The organism is Streptomyces sp. NPDC044064 (assembly GCF_056434245.1).
Genome location: NZ_JBWKFN010000004.1, coordinates 167,083 through 182,971, shown reverse-complemented (window position 1 = coordinate 182,971; position 15,889 = coordinate 167,083). Strand labels below are relative to the sequence as shown.

Genomic DNA, 15,889 nt, shown 5'->3' with positions numbered 1-15,889 from the left:
CGGGACCAACTCCTCGTCTGGAGAACTCTTCGTCGAGTTCATGACCTGGGTGGAAACAGAGGCGGGAAAGGGCGGTCAGAGCTAGAGTAACCGAACGATCGGTCGGGACAAGAGGGCCTGCCGCATCTGTGGACAACGTCGTGCGGGAGGATCGCGCACATGACAGCACTCGACCTCAGCAGGCCCGTGGCCGTCGTCGGCACCGGCACCATGGGCCAGGGCATCGCCCAGGTCGCGCTGGCCGCCGGCCACCCGGTGCGGCTCTACGACGCCGTGCCCGGGCGGGCCCGGGAAGCGGCCGAAGCGATCGGCGCCCGACTCGACCGGCTCGTCGCGAAGGACCGGCTCACCGCCGCCGACCGGGACGCGGCCCGCGCCCGGCTCACGCCCGCGGACAGCCTCGCCGAGCTGTCCGACTGCACGCTGGTGGTCGAGGCCGTCCTGGAGCGGCTGGACGTCAAGCAGAAGCTCCTGCGCGAGCTGGAGGACGTCGTCGCCGACGACTGCCTGCTCGCCACCAACACCTCGTCCCTGTCGGTGACGGCCATCGGCGGCGCGCTCGTCAACCCCGGCCGCTTCGTGGGCCTGCACTTCTTCAACCCGGCCCCGCTGCTGCCGCTGGTCGAGGTCGTCTCCGGGTTCGCCACCGACGTCACGTCGGCCACGCGCGCGTACGAGACCGCCCGCGCCTGGGGCAAGACCCCGGTGGCCTGCGCGGACACCCCCGGCTTCATCGTCAACCGGATCGCCCGGCCCTTCTACGCCGAGGCCTTCGCGGTGTACGAGGCCCAGGCCGCCGACCCGGCCACCATCGACGCGGTCCTGCGCGAGTCGGGCGGCTTCCGGATGGGCGCGTTCGAGCTGACCGACCTGATCGGGCAGGACGTCAACGAGTCCGTCACCCACTCGGTGTGGCAGTCCTTCTTCCAGGACGTCCGCTTCACGCCCTCGCTGGCCCAGCGCCGGCTGGTCGAGTCCGGGCGGCTCGGCCGCAAGAGCGGGCACGGCTGGTACGACTACGCCGAGGACGCCGAGCGTTCCGAGCCGCACACGGCCGAGAAGGAGCGGCCGCCCGCGTACGTCGTCGCCGAGGGCGGCCTGGGCCCGGCGGCCGAACTGCTCACGCTGGTCCGTGAGGCGGGCATCGAGGTCCGCGAGGAGGACGAGGACAGCGGCACCCGCCTGGTGCTGCCGAGCGGCGGCCAGCTGGTCCTCGCCGACGGCCAGACCTCCGTGGAGTTCCGCGACGTCGTCTACTTCGACCTCGCCCTCGACTACCGCAGGGCCACCCGCATCGCCCTGTCCGCCTCCCAGGACACCGCGCCGCAGACCCTCGCCGAGGCGATCGGCCTCTTCCAGGCGCTCGGCAAGGAGGTGAGCGTCATCGGTGACATCCCCGGCATGATCGTCGCCCGCACGGTCGCCCGGATCGTGGACCTCGCGCACGACGCCGTCGCCAAGGGCGTGGCCACCGAGGAGGACATCGACACCGCGATGCGCCTCGGCGTCAACTACCCGCTCGGCCCCTTCGAGTGGAGCCGCCGGCTCGGCCGCGGCTGGGCCTACGACCTGCTGGACGACCTGCACCTGCGCGACCCCTCCGGCCGGTACGCGCCGTCCCTCGCGCTCTACCGGCACGCGTACGCCACCGACAAGAGGGAGGGCACCTCATGACGACCGCCAGGCGCGACACGTACACCCCCGAGACGCTGCTCTCCGTCGCCGTTCAGGTCTTCAACGAGCGCGGCTACGACGGCACCTCCATGGAGCACCTGTCCAAGGCGGCAGGCATCTCCAAGTCGTCCATCTACCACCACGTCAGCGGCAAGGAGGAGCTGCTGCGCCGGGCCGTCAGCCGGGCGCTGGAAGGGCTGTTCGGGATCCTCGAGGAGGAGCGCGCCCGCGTGGGGCGCCCCGTGGAGCGCCTGGAGCACGTCGTGCGGCGCATGGTCGAGGTGCTGATATCCGAGCTGCCCTACGTCACGCTGCTGCTGCGTGTGCGCGGCAACACCGAGACCGAGCGCTGGGCGCTGGAGCGGCGCCGCGACTTCGACCACCGGGTCGCCGAACTGCTGAAGGCCGCCGCCGACGACGGTGACGTACGCGGCGACGTGGAGGTACGGCTGGCCACCCGGCTGGTCTTCGGAATGATCAACTCCGTCGTGGAGTGGTACCGGCCCGACACCCGTGGCGCCAGCGGCCGTGAGGTGGCCGACGCCGTGGTCCTGCTTGTCTTCGCGGGCCTGCGGCAGAACTGAACTCAGGTCGGCTCCAGGTCCTCCTCCTCGAACACCAGCAGGGTGCGGGTGCTGAGCACCTCGGGGATCGCCTGGAGCCGGGTGAGCACCAGCTCGCGCAACGCCCTGTTGTCGGGCGTGTGCACCAGGAGCAGGACATCGAAGTCACCGCCCACCAGAGAGATGTGTGAGGCGCCGGGCAGCTGCCTGAGCTGGTCGCGGACCGTGCGCCAGGTGTTCTGGACGATCTTCAGCGTGACGTACGCCGATGTGCCGTGCCCTGCCCGCTCGTGGTCGACGCGGGCGCTGAACCCCCTGATCACACCGTCCTCGACGAGACGGTTGATGCGCGCGTACGCGTTGGCGCGCGAGACGTGCACACGCTCGGCTACGGAACGTATCGAGGCGCGGCCGTCCGACTGCAGGATCTTCAGGATGTCCTGGTCTATGGCGTCCAGCGGACGCGGCGGCGGCAGCACGCCGTCCTGCGGTCCATCGGCCATTTGTTCAGCTGCCATGTCCCCCTGCTCCATCGCCGTGGACGTCCTGCATTCATTGCAGGATGTGGAGAACCGTTTGTCCACAGCCTGACGGGGCCTGTAGCCAAAATGTGCCAACGACCGAACAATCGGTAGGTGAGGCGGGTCACAGCCGACCCGCCTCCCGTAGCCGCTCCCACGAGGAGGTGCCGTCATGACGGTCATGGAGCAGCGAGGCGCGTACCGGCCTTCGCCGCCGCCCGCCTGGCAGCCCCGTATGGACCCCGCGCCGCTGTTGCCCGACGCCGAGCCCTACCGCGTCCTCGGCACCGAGGCGGCCGCCAAGTCCGACCCGGACCTGCTGCGCCGGCTGTACGCACAGCTGGTGCGCGGCCGCCGGTACAACGCCCAGGCCACCGCGCTCACCAAGCAGGGCCGCCTCGCCGTCTATCCGTCCAGCACCGGCCAGGAGGCCTGCGAGGTCGCCGCCGCGCTGGCTCTCGAGGAGCGCGACTGGCTGTTCCCCAGCTACCGCGACACCCTCGCCGCCATCGCCCGCGGCGTGGACCCCGTGGAGGCCCTCACCCTCCTGCGCGGCGACTGGCACACCGGGTACGACCCGTACGCGCACCGTGTGGCGCCGCTCAGCACCCCGCTGGCCACCCAGCTCCCGCACGCCGTCGGCCTCGCCCACGCCGCCCGCCTCAAGGGTGACGACGTGGTCGCGCTCGCCATGGTCGGCGACGGTGGCACCAGCGAGGGCGACTTCCACGAGGCGCTGAACTTCGCCGCCGTCTGGCAGGCACCGGTGGTCTTCCTGGTGCAGAACAACGGCTTCGCCATCTCCGTCCCGCTAGCCAAGCAGACCGCCGCGCCCTCCCTGGCCCACAAGGCCGTCGGCTACGGCATGCCGGGCCGGCTGGTCGACGGCAACGACGCGGTCGCCGTGCACGAGGTCCTCGGCGACGCCGTGCGGCGCGCCCGCGCGGGCGGCGGCCCGACCCTGGTCGAGGCGGTGACGTACCGCATCGAGGCCCACACCAACGCCGACGACGCCACCCGCTACCGCGGCGACTCCGAGGTCGAGGCCTGGCGTGCACACGACCCGATCCAGCTGCTGGACCACGAGCTGACCGCGCGTGGCCTGCTCGACGACGCAGGCCGGGAGGCCGCCCGGCAGGACGCCGAGGAGATGGCCGCGGACCTGCGTGAACGCATGAACCAGGACCCCGAGCTCAACCCCATGGACCTCTTCGACCACGTCTACGCCGAGACCACCGCGCAACTGCGCGAGCAGCGCGCCCTGTTGCGCGCCGAGCTGGAGGCGGAGCAGGACGACCAGGAAGGCGACCACCGATGACCACCGTCGCCGTCAAGCCCGCCACCATGGCGCAGGCCCTCACGCGCGCGATGCGCGACGCGATGGCCGCCGACCCCACCGTGCACGTCATGGGCGAGGACGTCGGCACCCTCGGCGGTGTCTTCCGGGTCACCGACGGACTCGCCAAGGAGTTCGGCGAGGACCGCTGCACCGACACCCCGCTCGCCGAGGCGGGCATCCTCGGCACCGCCGTAGGCATGGCCATGTACGGACTGCGCCCGGTCGTGGAGATGCAGTTCGACGCCTTCGCCTACCCGGCGTTCGAGCAGCTGATCAGCCATGTCTCGCGGATGCGCAACCGCACCCGCGGCAGGATGCCCCTGCCGATCACGGTCCGCGTCCCCTACGGCGGCGGCATCGGCGGAGTCGAGCACCACAGCGACTCCTCCGAGGCCTACTACATGGCCACCCCGGGCCTGCACGTCGTCACCCCCGCGACCGTCGCCGACGCCTACGGCCTGCTGCGCCAGGCCATCGCCTCCGACGACCCGGTCGTCTTCCTCGAGCCCAAGCGGCTGTACTGGTCGAAGGACTCCTGGAACCCCGAGCACCCCACGGACGTCGAGCCCATCGGCCGCGCGGTGGTGCGCCGCCCGGGCAGCAGCGCCACGCTCATCACCTACGGTCCGTCCGTGCCGGTCTGCCTGGAGGCCGCCGAGGCCGCCCGGGCGGAGGGCTGGGACCTGGAAGTGGTCGATCTGCGCTCCCTGGTGCCGTTCGACGACGAGACGGTCTGCGCCGCCGTCCGCCGCACCGGACGCGCGGTGGTCGTGCACGAGTCGACCGGATTCGGCGGCCCGGGCGGCGAGATCGCGGCCCGCATCACCGAGCGCTGCTTCCACCACCTGGAGGCGCCGGTGCTGCGCGTGGCCGGCTTCGACATCCCCTACCCGCCGCCGATGCTGGAGCGGCACCACCTGCCCGGCGTCGACCGCATCCTGGACGCCGTGGCTCGCCTGCAGTGGGAGGCCGAGGGCTGATGGCACAGGTGCTGGAGTTCAAGCTCCCCGACCTCGGCGAGGGTCTCACCGAGGCGGAGATCGTCCGCTGGCTGGTGCAGGTCGGTGACGTCGTCGCCATCGACCAGCCGGTCGTGGAGGTCGAGACGGCCAAGGCGATGGTCGAGGTCCCCTGCCCCTACGGCGGCGTGGTCACCGCCCGCTTCGGCGAGGAGGGCACGGAACTGCCCGTCGGCGCCCCCCTCCTGACGGTGGCGGTGGGACCCTCGGCTTCCCAGGTCACCGGCGGGGACACCGAGGGTTCGGGCAATGTCCTGGTCGGCTACGGCACCTCCGAGGCGCCGGCGCGGCGCCGGAGGGTGCGGTCGGCGTCCCCTGCCAACGGGACGGTGAAGGAGCCCGCTCCGGCATCGCCCGCCCCCGCAGTCGCGGCGGCACCCGCGCTCGCCGAGGGCCCCGTCCCGGTGATCTCCCCGCTGGTGCGCCGGCTCGCCCGGGACAACGACATCGACCTGCGGCAGCTGGCCGGTTCGGGTCCCGACGGGCTGATCCTGCGGGCCGACGTCGAGGGTGTCCTGCGGGCCCAGGCCACCCCCGCCCCCGTGGCGGCGGAACCGGCCGTCCCCATGTCCCCCGACCGCAACGGCATCCGCATCCCCCTCAAGGGCGTCCGCGGTGCCGTCGCCGACAAGCTGTCCCGCAGCCGCCGGGAGATTCCCGACGCGACCTGCTGGGTCGACGCCGACGCGACGGAACTCATGCGCGCGCGGGCCGCGATGAACGCGGCCGGAGGACCGAAGATCTCTCTCCTCGCGCTGTTCGCCCGCATCACCACCGCTGCCCTGGCCCGCTTCCCCGAGCTGAACTCCTACATCGACACCGGCGCCCGCGAGGTCGTCCAGCTCGACCACGTGCACCTCGGGTTCGCGGCGCAGACCGAGCGCGGGCTGGTCGTGCCGGTCGTCCGGGACGCCCACGCACGCGACGCCGAGTCACTGACCGCGGAGTTCGCCCGGCTCACCGAGTCCGCCCGGGCCGGGACGCTGACCCCCGGGGAACTCACCGGCGGGACCTTCACGTTGAACAACTACGGGGTCTTCGGCGTCGACGGCTCCACCCCGATCATCAACCACCCCGAGGCCGCCATGCTCGGCGTCGGCCGCATCGTCCCCAAGCCCTGGGTGCATGAGGGCGAGCTGGCCGTGCGCCAGGTCGTCCAGCTCTCGTTCACCTTCGACCACCGGGTGTGCGACGGCGGCACGGCAGGCGGTTTCCTGCGGTACGTGGCGGACTGCGTGGAGCACCCGGCGGTGCTGCTGCGCACGCTGTGACGCACGCGAAGGCCTGGAGGAGCAGGAGGCAGGACATACTCGGGGGGTGACCGACAACGCTCCCGTCGCCCCCGGGACAGCCCCGCCGTACGACGCCGTCGTGCTGGCCGGCGGCGCCGCCCGGCGGCTCGGCGGGGCCGACAAGCCCGGGCTGCGGGTCGGCGGGCGCGCACTGCTCGACCGGGTGCTCGCGGCCTGCGCCGGGGCTGCCACGACCGTCGTCGTCGCAGCCCCTCGGCCCACCGTACGCCCGGTGCGCTGGGCGTGCGAGGAACCGCCCGGCGCCGGACCGGTCGCCGCACTGGAGGCCGGCCTGCGGTCCAGCACCGCCGAGCACGCCGTCGTCCTCTCCGCCGACCTGCCCTTCGTCGAAGCGGCCACGCTGGAGCGGTTGTTGACGGCCCTGCGGGACACCGGCGCCGACGGCGCGCTGCTGACCGACGCCGACGGCCGCGACCAGCCGCTCGTGGCCGCCTACCGCACCGCCGCCCTGCGCCGCGAACTGGCCGCCCTCGCGGCCGGACCCCACGGCCTGACCGGCCTGCCCCTGCGCCGGCTGACCGGAGCCCTCGATCTCACCCGCGTCCCGGACCCGCTCGCGTCCTTCGACTGCGACACCTGGGACGACATCGCCGACGCCAGGGCACGCATCAGGGAGCATGGGCACGTGTTGGATGAATGGATCTCCGCAGTCAAGGACGAGCTGGGCATCGACCTGGACGTCGACACCGGCGTCCTGCTCGACCTGGCCCGTGACGCCGCCCATGGAGTGGCCCGGCCCGCCGCGCCCCTGACCACCTTCCTCGTCGGCTACGCCGCAGCCCTCGGTGGCGGCGGCCCCGAAGCCGTCGCCGAGGCCGCGCGCAAGGCCGTCGCCCTGGCGCTGCGCTGGGAAGAAGAGAACAGCGGGGGCGCGTCCGCCCCGGACGCGGGATGACCGCCCCCGGCATCCGGGCCGAAGCGCCCGCCGAGGACAGCGACGACCTCGACGTCGAGGAGGCCCTGGCCCTCGTGAGGGAACCCAAGGACGACAGCAGCGGCCCCGCGCCCTCCTCCACCGGGGCCCGGCAGCGGCACGAGCGGCACAAGGCCACTCCCTGGCCCCGCGCCCGCGAGATCGCCGCCCGAGCCGCCCGCTCGGTCAGCCGCCGCACCCCCGTCTCCGTCTCCCTCGCCGACGCCCTCGGCCTGGTCCTCGCCGCCCCCCTCGACGCACTCACCGACCTGCCCTCGTTCGACACCTCGGCGATGGACGGCTGGGCGGTCGCCGGACCCGGCCCCTGGGAGATCCGGGACGAGGGCGTACTCGCCGGACACGCACAGCCCGAGCAGCTGACCGACGGCGAGGCCGCCCGCATCGCGACCGGTGCCCGCATCCCGGCCGACACCACCGCGGTGCTGCGCACCGAGCACGGCCGCACCGACGCCCAGGGCCGCCTCCACGCGACCCGGGAGGTCAGCCACGGCCAGGACATCCGCCCGCGCGGCCAGGAGTGCCGCAACGGCGATCAGCTGCTCCCTGTCGGCACCCTCGTCACCCCGGCCGTGCTGGGCCTCGCGGCGGCCGCCGGGTACGACACCGTCACGGCCGTCCCCCGTCCCCGCGTCGAAGTCCTCGTCCTCGGCGACGAGTTGCTCACCGAGGGGCTCCCGCACGACGGGCTGATCCGGGACGCGCTAGGCCCCATGCTGCCCCCCTGGCTGCGCGCGATGGGCGCCGAGGTCACAGCCGTACGCCGGCTGGGCGATGACGCCAAAGCCCTGCACAAGGCGCTCACGGCCTCCGGCGCCGACCTGATCGTCACCACCGGCGGCACCGCGGCGGGACCCGTCGACCATGTCCACCCCAGCCTGGAACGCATCGGCGCCGAACTCCTCGTCGACGGTGTCAAGGTGCGCCCCGGCCACCCCATGCTGCTGGCCCGCACCAAGGAGAACCAGCACCTGGTCGGCCTGCCCGGCAACCCCCTCGCGGCCGTCTCCGGCCTGCTCACGCTCGCCGAGCCCCTGCTGCGCACCCTCGCAGCCCGCCCCGCCCCCGAGCCGTACACGCTGCCGCTCAGGGAGGCGGTGCAGGGACATCCGTACGACACCCGGCTCGTCCCCGTGGTGCTGCGCGGCGACCGTGCCGTAACGCTGCACTACAACGGCCCGGCCATGCTGCGCGGTATCGCCGCCGCCGACGCGCTGGCTGTCGTACCGCCGGGCGGGGCACGACAGGGCGAGGAGACGGAGCTGCTGGACCTGCCGTGGGCGGCGGCCGGAATCGGGGTGTGTTTCACGTGAAACTTCCGGGCCATGACGCCATCGCCCGCCAAGCGGACGAGCATCTGGTGACCCATCGGGTGAAACTGCCGAGAAGAGTGGTGGAGCGCCCGATCCGCCAGGTCGCCAAACGGCTGCTCATGGCCCTCGCGGTGCTGGTCGCCACCGCACTGATCGTCTACGCCGACCGTGACGGCTACAACGACAACGCCGACGGTTCGATCGACCTCCTCGACGCGTTCTACTACGCGACCGTCACGCTCTCCACCACCGGGTACGGCGACATCACCCCGGTCAGCGACAGCGCCCGGCTCACCAACATCTTCGTCATCACGCCCCTGCGGGTGCTGTTCCTGATCATCCTGGTCGGCACCACGCTGGAGGTCCTCACCGAGCGCACCCGGGAGGAATGGCGTCTGAACCGCTGGAGGTCCACCTTGCGCGACCACACCGTCGTCGTCGGCTTCGGCACGAAGGGACGGTCGGCCGTCCAGACCGTCTGCGCGACGGGTCTGAAGAAGGAGCAGGTGGTCGTGGTCGACCCCAGCTCCAAGGTGATCGACGCGGCGACCTCCGAGGGCTACGCGGGCGTCATAGGCGACGCCACCCGCAGCGAGGTGCTCAAGCGTGCCGAGGTGCACCGGGCCCGGCAGATCATCGTCGCCCCGCAGCGCGACGACACCGCCGTCCTCGTCACCCTGACGGCCCGGCAGCTCAACCGGAGCGCGAAGATCGTGGCCGCCGTCCGTGAGGAGGAGAACGCGCCGCTGCTCAAGCAGTCCGGCGCCGACGCCGTCATCACCAGCTCCGGCGCGGCCGGCCGGCTGCTCGGCCTGTCCGTGCTCAGCCCCGCAGCCGGCATGGTCATGGAGGACCTGATCCAGCAGGGCAGCGGGCTCGACCTCATCGAACGCCCGGTGGTCCGGGCCGAGGCGGGCAAGTCCCCGCGCGAGACGAACGACCTCGTGGTGAGCGTTGTACGCGGGCACCGGGTGCTCGGCTACGACGACCCCTCCATCGGCACCCTCCAGCTGACGGACCGCCTGATCACCATCGTCCGGGCGACCCCTGGAGCGCATGTCGCCCCGCACACCCGCCCGCTGCCCCGCGACTGAGCGGGCCTGCCCCGGAGAGGACACCGGCGGGGAGTAGCGTCGCGCTCATGCATGCGATCACGATTCCCGAACCTGGTGGTCCCGAGGCGCTGGTGTGGGGCGAGGTGCCCGATCCGGTGCCCGGCGCGGGGGAGGTGCTGGTCGAGGTGGTGGCCAGCGCCGTCAACCGTGCCGACATCCTGCAGCGGCAGGGCTTCTACAACCCGCCGCCCGGCGCGTCCCCCTACCCCGGCCTGGAGTGCTCCGGCAGGATCGCCGCGCTCGGCCCCGGGGTCTCCGGCTGGGCCGTCGGCGACGAGGTGTGCGCGCTGCTCTCGGGCGGCGGCTACGCCGAGAAGGTCGTCGTTCCGGCCGGGCAGCTGCTGCCCGTGCCCCGTGGCGTGGACCTGAAGCGGGCGGCCGCGCTGCCCGAGGTGGTCTGCACGGTCTGGTCCAACGTCTTCATGGTCGCGCATCTGCGCCCGGGCGAGACGCTGCTGGTGCACGGCGGCTCCAGCGGTATCGGCACGATGGCGATCCAACTGGCCAAGGCCGTCGGCGCCAAGGTCGCGGTGACCGCCGGGACGAAGGAGAAGCTGGAGCACTGCGCCGAGCTGGGCGCGGACGTGCTGATCAACTACCGGGAGCAGGACTTCGTCGCCGAGATCGGGCAGGCCACGGACGGCGCGGGCGCCGATGTCATCCTCGACAACATGGGCGCGAAGTACCTGGACCGCAACGTCCAGGCCCTCGCCGTCAACGGGCGGCTCGCGATCATCGGCATGCAGGGCGGGATCAAGGGTGAGCTGAACATCGCCGCCCTGCTGAACAAGCGGGCCGCCATCAGCGCGACCTCGCTGCGGGCCCGGCCGCTGAGCGAGAAGGCCGCCATCGTGGCCGCCGTTCGCGAGCATGTGTGGCCCCTGCTCGCCGCGGGCCAGGTCCGCCCGGTCGTCGACAGCGAGGTGCCGATGCCGGAGGCGGCCGAGGCACACCGGGTGGTGGAGGCGAGCCGGCACATCGGCAAGGTGCTGCTGGTGGCGCCGTAGCAGGCCGGTCGGATCAGCTGCGCCGTACCCGCAGGCCCACGAACGCCAGACCCAGGCCCAGGCCGATGAGGACCAGACCGGAACCCAGCGGCAGGATCTGCAGGGTCGGTTCGGAGGAGGTCCCTCCCTGTTGAACGGCGTTCTGGCCCGCCGGCTGCTGCGGGGGCCGGGCGGGGTTCAGTCCGGCCTCCGCGGGAGACTCGGAGGCCGCCGGCGCCTGGTCCGGGATCACCGCGGTCTCCGCCTCCTCCGGGTAGCCGTCCTCCGGATCGGTGTCGGGCGCCCCGGTGACCGTGCCGGTGTCGTCGTCTCCCTCCTCCGCGGCGGCCGGTCCGTCCGGCCGTCCCGGCCGCAGCCTGCCCTCACCGGCACGGCTTCCGGCCCGGGACGGCTCGGCGGGCGCGGATGGTGAGGCGGAGGCGGAGGCCGGGTCGGAGTCGGAGTCGGAGAACCGTGCAGCCGGCGAGGCCGTGACCCGCAGGACGGGGGACGGGGACGCCGAGGGCACGGCGGAGTCCGGCGGGGCGGTCTCCGCGCCGTATGCGATGGCCGTGCCGCACACCGGCACGGCTGCCGCGAGGACGAGCAGCATCCGCAGCAGGCGGAGCGTCAGTCGCAGCCATGGAGTCACGTCGGTGACCTCCCAAAGCCAAGTCGTCGAACATCGACGGAATCCAGCCTCACATTTCATTGCAGACAGGGCATTCCGGATTGGGCCGACAGGTCTAAACGGTGGATCAGCCCCAAGAGGGGGCACCACGGTGATGAGGTGTAGGCGTGCGAGAGAATGGCGGCATGGAGATGCCGAGGAACGAACGGTCGCCTGAGAATCCCCAGATCCTGGTCGTGGGCCAGGACGGCATGGCGATTGGCGGCGGCGGAGACCAGGACTCCCGCGAGACCCCGGTGACGGAGCAGGTCGAGCAGCCGGCCAAGGTCATGCGGATCGGCAGCATGATCAAGCAGCTCCTCGAGGAGGTGCGGGCGGCTCCCCTGGACGACGCGAGCCGGGCCCGGCTGAAGGAGATCCACCGCAGCTCGGTCAAGGAGCTGGAGGACGGGCTGGCGCCGGAGCTGGTCGAGGAGCTGGAGCGGCTCTCCCTGCCGTTCACCGACGACGGAACCCCGAGCGACGCGGAACTGCGGATCGCACAGGCCCAGTTGGTCGGCTGGCTGGAGGGTCTGTTCCACGGGATCCAGACGACGCTGTTCGCCCAGCAGATGGCCGCGCGGGCCCAGCTGGAGCAGATGCGCCGGGCGCTGCCGCCGGGCGTGGGCCACGAGGGCGACGATCACCACACGGGCGGCCGCTCGGGCGGACCGTACCTCTAATCCCAGGACCACCTCAGCACGAAGGGCCCGGCGGCAGTCCGCCGGGCCCTTCCTATGTCTGCCGTTCTGCGGCCGTGTCTGCCGTTCTGCGGCAGTGTCGGCCGTGGTCGGCAGGTGGCTGCTTAAGGGTTGCCCGACGACACGTTGAGCTGGATCTCGACGCTCTTCGGGTCGACGTCCGTGCCCTGCTTCGGGAACTGGTCGATGATCGCGCCCTCACCGTAGGTATTCTCGTCGACTTCCTTGGTCGTGACGCGCCAGCCCGCTGCGGCCGCGCAGTCCTTGACCGACTTGATGTACTTGAACCGGAAGTCCGGGAGCGTGATCTTCTTCGGGTCGTTGTACGACTCCTGCGGCTCCGTGCACTCGGTCTTGTCGACCGTCTTGCTCGTGTCCGGACCCCGGTAGCCGTCCGCGTGGGCCGACGCGGAGGGGCTGGCGCCGCCGCCTCCCTTGTCGTCCTCGCCGCCGTTGTTCAGTGTCACCGCGACGATCAGACCGACCACCGCGACGAGGGACACCACGATCGAGCCGATGATCACCGGCTTGTTGCTCTTGCCGCCGCCTCCGCCGGACTGGGACTGCACCGCGGTCTGGGGCGTGAGGTTGTACGGCGGCGGGGTCGCGGGGGCCTGCTGCCCGTACCCCGCAGGCGGGGTCTGGTAGCCGGCCTGCTGCGGATAGCCGTACGCCGGCGCAGGGGTCGTGGCCGGGGTCGGGGTGCCGTACGGGCCCGGAGCCGGGGTCGGCTGGTACGGCGTCTGAACCGGGCCGGCGGGCGCCGGAGTCGCCTGGTCGACCGGCGGGAACACCGCGGAGCCGACACCCGCGCCGCTCTGCGTCGGACCGGAGCCCGGCACGATGCTCGGCGCCGCGGCCTGGAGGGAGGCGGCGACGCGCAGGCACTCGTCGCGCATGGACTCGGCGGTCGGGAAGCGCTCGTTCGGGTTCTTCTTCAGCGCGCGGGCGATCAGCGCGTCCACCGCGGGCGGAAGGGAACGGTTGATCGAGGAGGCGGCGACCGGCTCCTCCTGGACGTGCGCGTACGCGATCGCGAGCGGGGAGTCCGCGTCGAACGGCAGCCGCCCGGTGACCAGCTGGAACAGCATGATGCCGACCGAGTACAGATCGGAGCGGGCGTCCACGCCGCGGCCCAGGGCCTGCTCCGGCGAGAGGTACTGCGGGGTGCCGACGACCATGCCGGTCTGGGTCATCGAGGTGACGCCGGACTGCATGGCGCGGGCGATACCGAAGTCCATGACCTTGACGACGCCGCGCTTGGTCATCATCACGTTGCCCGGCTTGATGTCGCGGTGGACCAGGCCCATCTCGTGGCTGATCTCCAGCGCGGCCAGCACGTCCGCGGTGACCTTCAGGGCCTTGTCGGCGGGCATCGCGCCGTACTGCCGTACGTCCGCGTCGAGCACCGAGCCGAGCGGGTGGCCCTCGACGTACTCCATGACGATGTACGGCATCGTCGCGCCGTCCAGATCGTCCTCGCCGGTGTCGAAGACCGAGACGATGTTGGTGTGCGTGAGCTTGGCCACTGCCTGGGCCTCGCGGCGAAAGCGCTCGCGGAAGGCCTGCTCCCGGCCCAGCTCGGTGTGGAGCGTCTTGATCGCGACCTGGCGGTCCAGCACGGCGTCGTACGCCAGGTGAACCGAGGCCATGCCGCCTTCACCGAGCAAGTCACGCAGCTGGTAGCGACCGCCGGCCAGCGACCTTCCCGCATACCGGCCCTGTGCGCCGTCGTGGCTCATCTCTCCGCGTCCCCCACTGGCCGTCCGGCGCCGTCATTGAGCGAACAAGCCTTGATCGAATATGTCATTCCCGGCCAAGTCTGCCCCAGGGCACTGACACGTCAAGCTCGGTGCCCGTTCCGTGACCGTACGCGAAAGAAGCGTCGCGGAAGCGTTACAGCGGCCGTACGACCAGTACACGGAATTTGCACGAGAGCGCGTGCTAGGGGTTTCATGACCGGTCAGTCTCGGGCCGGTCCCGGCACCGGATCCGGACCGGTGGCCCATGCGAAGGCTGTAGCGTGGCCGACGGAGACCGTAACAACACCGCGCGCACCGCGGGCAGAAACGACGGCGAGGACCGATGGCACAGACGCACAGCGCCCAGGGCCCGTCCGACCCCGAGGCGACTGGCGGCGGCATGTCAGACACGCCGGAGATGTGGGGCAACGGCGGGCTCGTCGGCGACGGCCGGTACCGGCTGACCCACCGGCTGGGCCGGGGTGGCATGGCCGAGGTGTTCGCCGCCGAGGACGTCCGTCTGGGCCGCACGGTCGCGGTCAAGCTGCTCCGTGCCGACCTGGCCGAGGATCCGACCTCCAAGGCCCGCTTCACGCGCGAGGCCCAGTCGGTGGCCGGTCTCAACCACCACGCGATCGTCGCCGTGTACGACTCCGGCGAGGACTACGTGGGCGGCCAGTCCGTGCCGTACATCGTGATGGAGCTGGTCGAGGGCCGCACCATCCGCGACCTGCTGCTGAACGCCGAGGCGCCGGGCCCCGAGCAGGCCCTGATCATCGTCTCCGGCGTGCTGGAGGCGCTCGCCTACTCGCACCAGCACGGCATCGTGCACCGCGACATCAAGCCGGCCAACGTCATCATCACCAACAACGGTGCCGTCAAGGTGATGGACTTCGGCATCGCCCGCGCCCTGCACGGCGCTTCGACAACGATGACGCAGACCGGCATGGTCATGGGTACCCCGCAGTACCTGTCGCCCGAGCAGGCGCTCGGCAAGGCCGTCGACCACCGCTCCGACCTCTACGCGACCGGCTGCCTGCTGTACGAACTTCTCGCGCTCAGGCCCCCGTTCACCGGTGAGACTCCGCTGTCGGTGGTCTACCAGCACGTACAGGACATCCCGACCCCGCCGTCCCAGTTCGCCGACGCCTGCCCGCCGGAGCTGGACGGCATGGTGATGCGCTCGCTCGCCAAGGAGCCCGACGACCGGTTCCAGACCGCCGAAGAGATGCGCGGCATGGTCCAGTACGGCCTGCAGATGCTGTACGACCAGGGCGGCCACACGGGCACCTGGAACACCGGCCCGGTGATGACGCACGAGGGCCGGCACACCCCGGCGGGCGGCTTCGCGGGGACGACCGCGATGCAGCACCCCGGTGAGTTCGGCGCCGGCACCACGCAGATCCCGCAGCCGATCCTGCCCGGCGGGTACGGCAACGGCGACGACGGCGGCTTCGAGGGGCACGGCAACAGGGGCAGCGGCCGCGGCAAGCTGTGGATCCTCGCGGTCCTTGCGGTGATCGCGATCGCGGCCGGTGTCGCGATCGCGATGAACAACATGGGAGACGGCAAGGGCGCGGGCACCGATCCGACGCCGAGCCACTCGCAGACCACGAAGGACGAAAAGCCCTCCAAGAAGCCGACCGCCGAAGACACCGGCCGGCCCACGGACACGTCCACGGACGACAACTCGAACACGGGCGGGAGCTCGGGGTGGACGCCGTCGTACACACCGTCGACGGCCCCGTCCGACACGGAGACCTCCGACCCGACCACCGAGCCGACCTCGCAGGAGCCGACGGACCCGGCGACCACCCCGACGGACGGCGGTACGGACACCGGCACCACTGACGGCGGTACGGACACCGGCACCACGGACGGTGGCACGGACACGGGCACCACGGTCGGTGGCACGGACACGGGCACCACGGACGGCACCACGGTCGGCAACGGCACCACTTGAAGGCCGCCGACGCCGTCCACCCCGCCGACCCCCTGAGGG

14 protein-coding genes are annotated in these 15,889 nt (G+C 72.0%); 11 read left to right on the top strand and 3 right to left on the bottom strand.

The window, feature by feature from the left end:
* Window positions 1-159: 159 nt before the first annotated feature.
* Entirely contained in the window at window positions 160-1,674 is a 1,515-nt protein-coding gene (locus AC07DS_RS08515) for a 3-hydroxyacyl-CoA dehydrogenase (RefSeq protein WP_479143732.1), read from the top strand.
* Entirely contained in the window at window positions 1,671-2,258 is a 588-nt protein-coding gene (locus AC07DS_RS08510; RefSeq protein ID WP_479143731.1) for a TetR/AcrR family transcriptional regulator, read from the top strand. Before AC07DS_RS08515 ends, AC07DS_RS08510 begins: the two co-directional genes overlap by 4 nt.
* Before the next feature lie 2 nt (window positions 2,259-2,260).
* Here the strand turns inward: AC07DS_RS08510 and AC07DS_RS08505 are convergent, their stop codons facing one another.
* Window positions 2,261-2,755 carry an Lrp/AsnC family transcriptional regulator gene (locus tag AC07DS_RS08505; protein ID WP_479143730.1) on the bottom strand — a complete coding sequence of 165 codons (495 nt, stop codon included), beginning with the start codon at window positions 2,753-2,755 and terminating at the stop codon, window positions 2,261-2,263.
* Window positions 2,756-2,930: 175 nt separating this feature from the next.
* On the opposite strand from AC07DS_RS08505, the gene pdhA reads away from it, so the two are divergent.
* The 7 genes from pdhA to AC07DS_RS08470 are packed head-to-tail and all read left to right on the top strand — an operon-like array spanning window position 2,931 to window position 10,795.
* Window positions 2,931-4,076, top strand: a complete 1,146-nt coding sequence (pdhA, locus tag AC07DS_RS08500; protein ID WP_479143729.1) for a pyruvate dehydrogenase (acetyl-transferring) E1 component subunit alpha — start codon at window positions 2,931-2,933, stop codon at window positions 4,074-4,076.
* Window positions 4,073-5,077 carry an alpha-ketoacid dehydrogenase subunit beta gene (locus AC07DS_RS08495; protein ID WP_145879093.1) on the top strand — a complete coding sequence of 335 codons (1,005 nt, stop codon included), beginning with the start codon at window positions 4,073-4,075 and terminating at the stop codon, window positions 5,075-5,077. Before pdhA ends, AC07DS_RS08495 begins: the two co-directional genes overlap by 4 nt.
* Complete coding sequence (locus AC07DS_RS08490) at window positions 5,077-6,387, top strand: dihydrolipoamide acetyltransferase family protein (RefSeq protein ID WP_479143728.1); 1,311 nt, start codon at window positions 5,077-5,079, stop codon at window positions 6,385-6,387. Before AC07DS_RS08495 ends, AC07DS_RS08490 begins: the two co-directional genes overlap by 1 nt.
* A 46-nt stretch (window positions 6,388-6,433) precedes the next feature.
* Window positions 6,434-7,324, top strand: a complete 891-nt coding sequence (locus AC07DS_RS08485; RefSeq protein WP_479143727.1) for an NTP transferase domain-containing protein — start codon at window positions 6,434-6,436, stop codon at window positions 7,322-7,324.
* Window positions 7,321-8,673, top strand: a complete 1,353-nt coding sequence (locus AC07DS_RS08480; RefSeq protein WP_479143726.1) for a molybdopterin molybdotransferase MoeA — start codon at window positions 7,321-7,323, stop codon at window positions 8,671-8,673. The genes AC07DS_RS08485 and AC07DS_RS08480 overlap by 4 nt, the downstream gene beginning before the upstream one ends.
* Complete coding sequence (locus tag AC07DS_RS08475) at window positions 8,670-9,767, top strand: potassium channel family protein (protein ID WP_479143725.1); 1,098 nt, start codon at window positions 8,670-8,672, stop codon at window positions 9,765-9,767. Before AC07DS_RS08480 ends, AC07DS_RS08475 begins: the two co-directional genes overlap by 4 nt.
* Before the next feature lie 47 nt (window positions 9,768-9,814).
* Window positions 9,815-10,795: an NAD(P)H-quinone oxidoreductase gene (locus AC07DS_RS08470; protein ID WP_479143724.1), complete on the top strand. Its 981-nt coding sequence runs from the start codon at window positions 9,815-9,817 to the stop codon at window positions 10,793-10,795.
* A 13-nt stretch (window positions 10,796-10,808) separates the two neighbouring features.
* Here the strand turns inward: AC07DS_RS08470 and AC07DS_RS08465 are convergent, their stop codons facing one another.
* Window positions 10,809-11,426, bottom strand: coding sequence for a hypothetical protein (locus AC07DS_RS08465; protein WP_479143723.1), 618 nt, complete (start codon window positions 11,424-11,426; stop codon window positions 10,809-10,811).
* 164 nt (window positions 11,427-11,590) lie between these two features.
* Here AC07DS_RS08465 and AC07DS_RS08460 point away from each other — a divergent pair, with 164 nt between their 5' ends.
* On the top strand, window positions 11,591-12,127 hold the full coding sequence (locus AC07DS_RS08460; protein ID WP_479143722.1) for a bacterial proteasome activator family protein: 537 nt from the start codon (window positions 11,591-11,593) through the stop codon (window positions 12,125-12,127).
* A gap of 122 nt (window positions 12,128-12,249) precedes the next feature.
* Here the strand turns inward: AC07DS_RS08460 and AC07DS_RS08455 are convergent, their stop codons facing one another.
* Complete coding sequence (locus tag AC07DS_RS08455) at window positions 12,250-13,887, bottom strand: protein kinase domain-containing protein (protein WP_479143721.1); 1,638 nt, start codon at window positions 13,885-13,887, stop codon at window positions 12,250-12,252.
* Window positions 13,888-14,230: 343 nt separating this feature from the next.
* Here AC07DS_RS08455 and AC07DS_RS08450 point away from each other — a divergent pair, with 343 nt between their 5' ends.
* Window positions 14,231-15,850 (top strand): protein kinase domain-containing protein, encoded by a 1,620-nt coding sequence (locus tag AC07DS_RS08450; RefSeq protein WP_479143720.1) that lies wholly within the window; start codon window positions 14,231-14,233, stop codon window positions 15,848-15,850.
* Window positions 15,851-15,889: the final 39 nt, after the last annotated feature.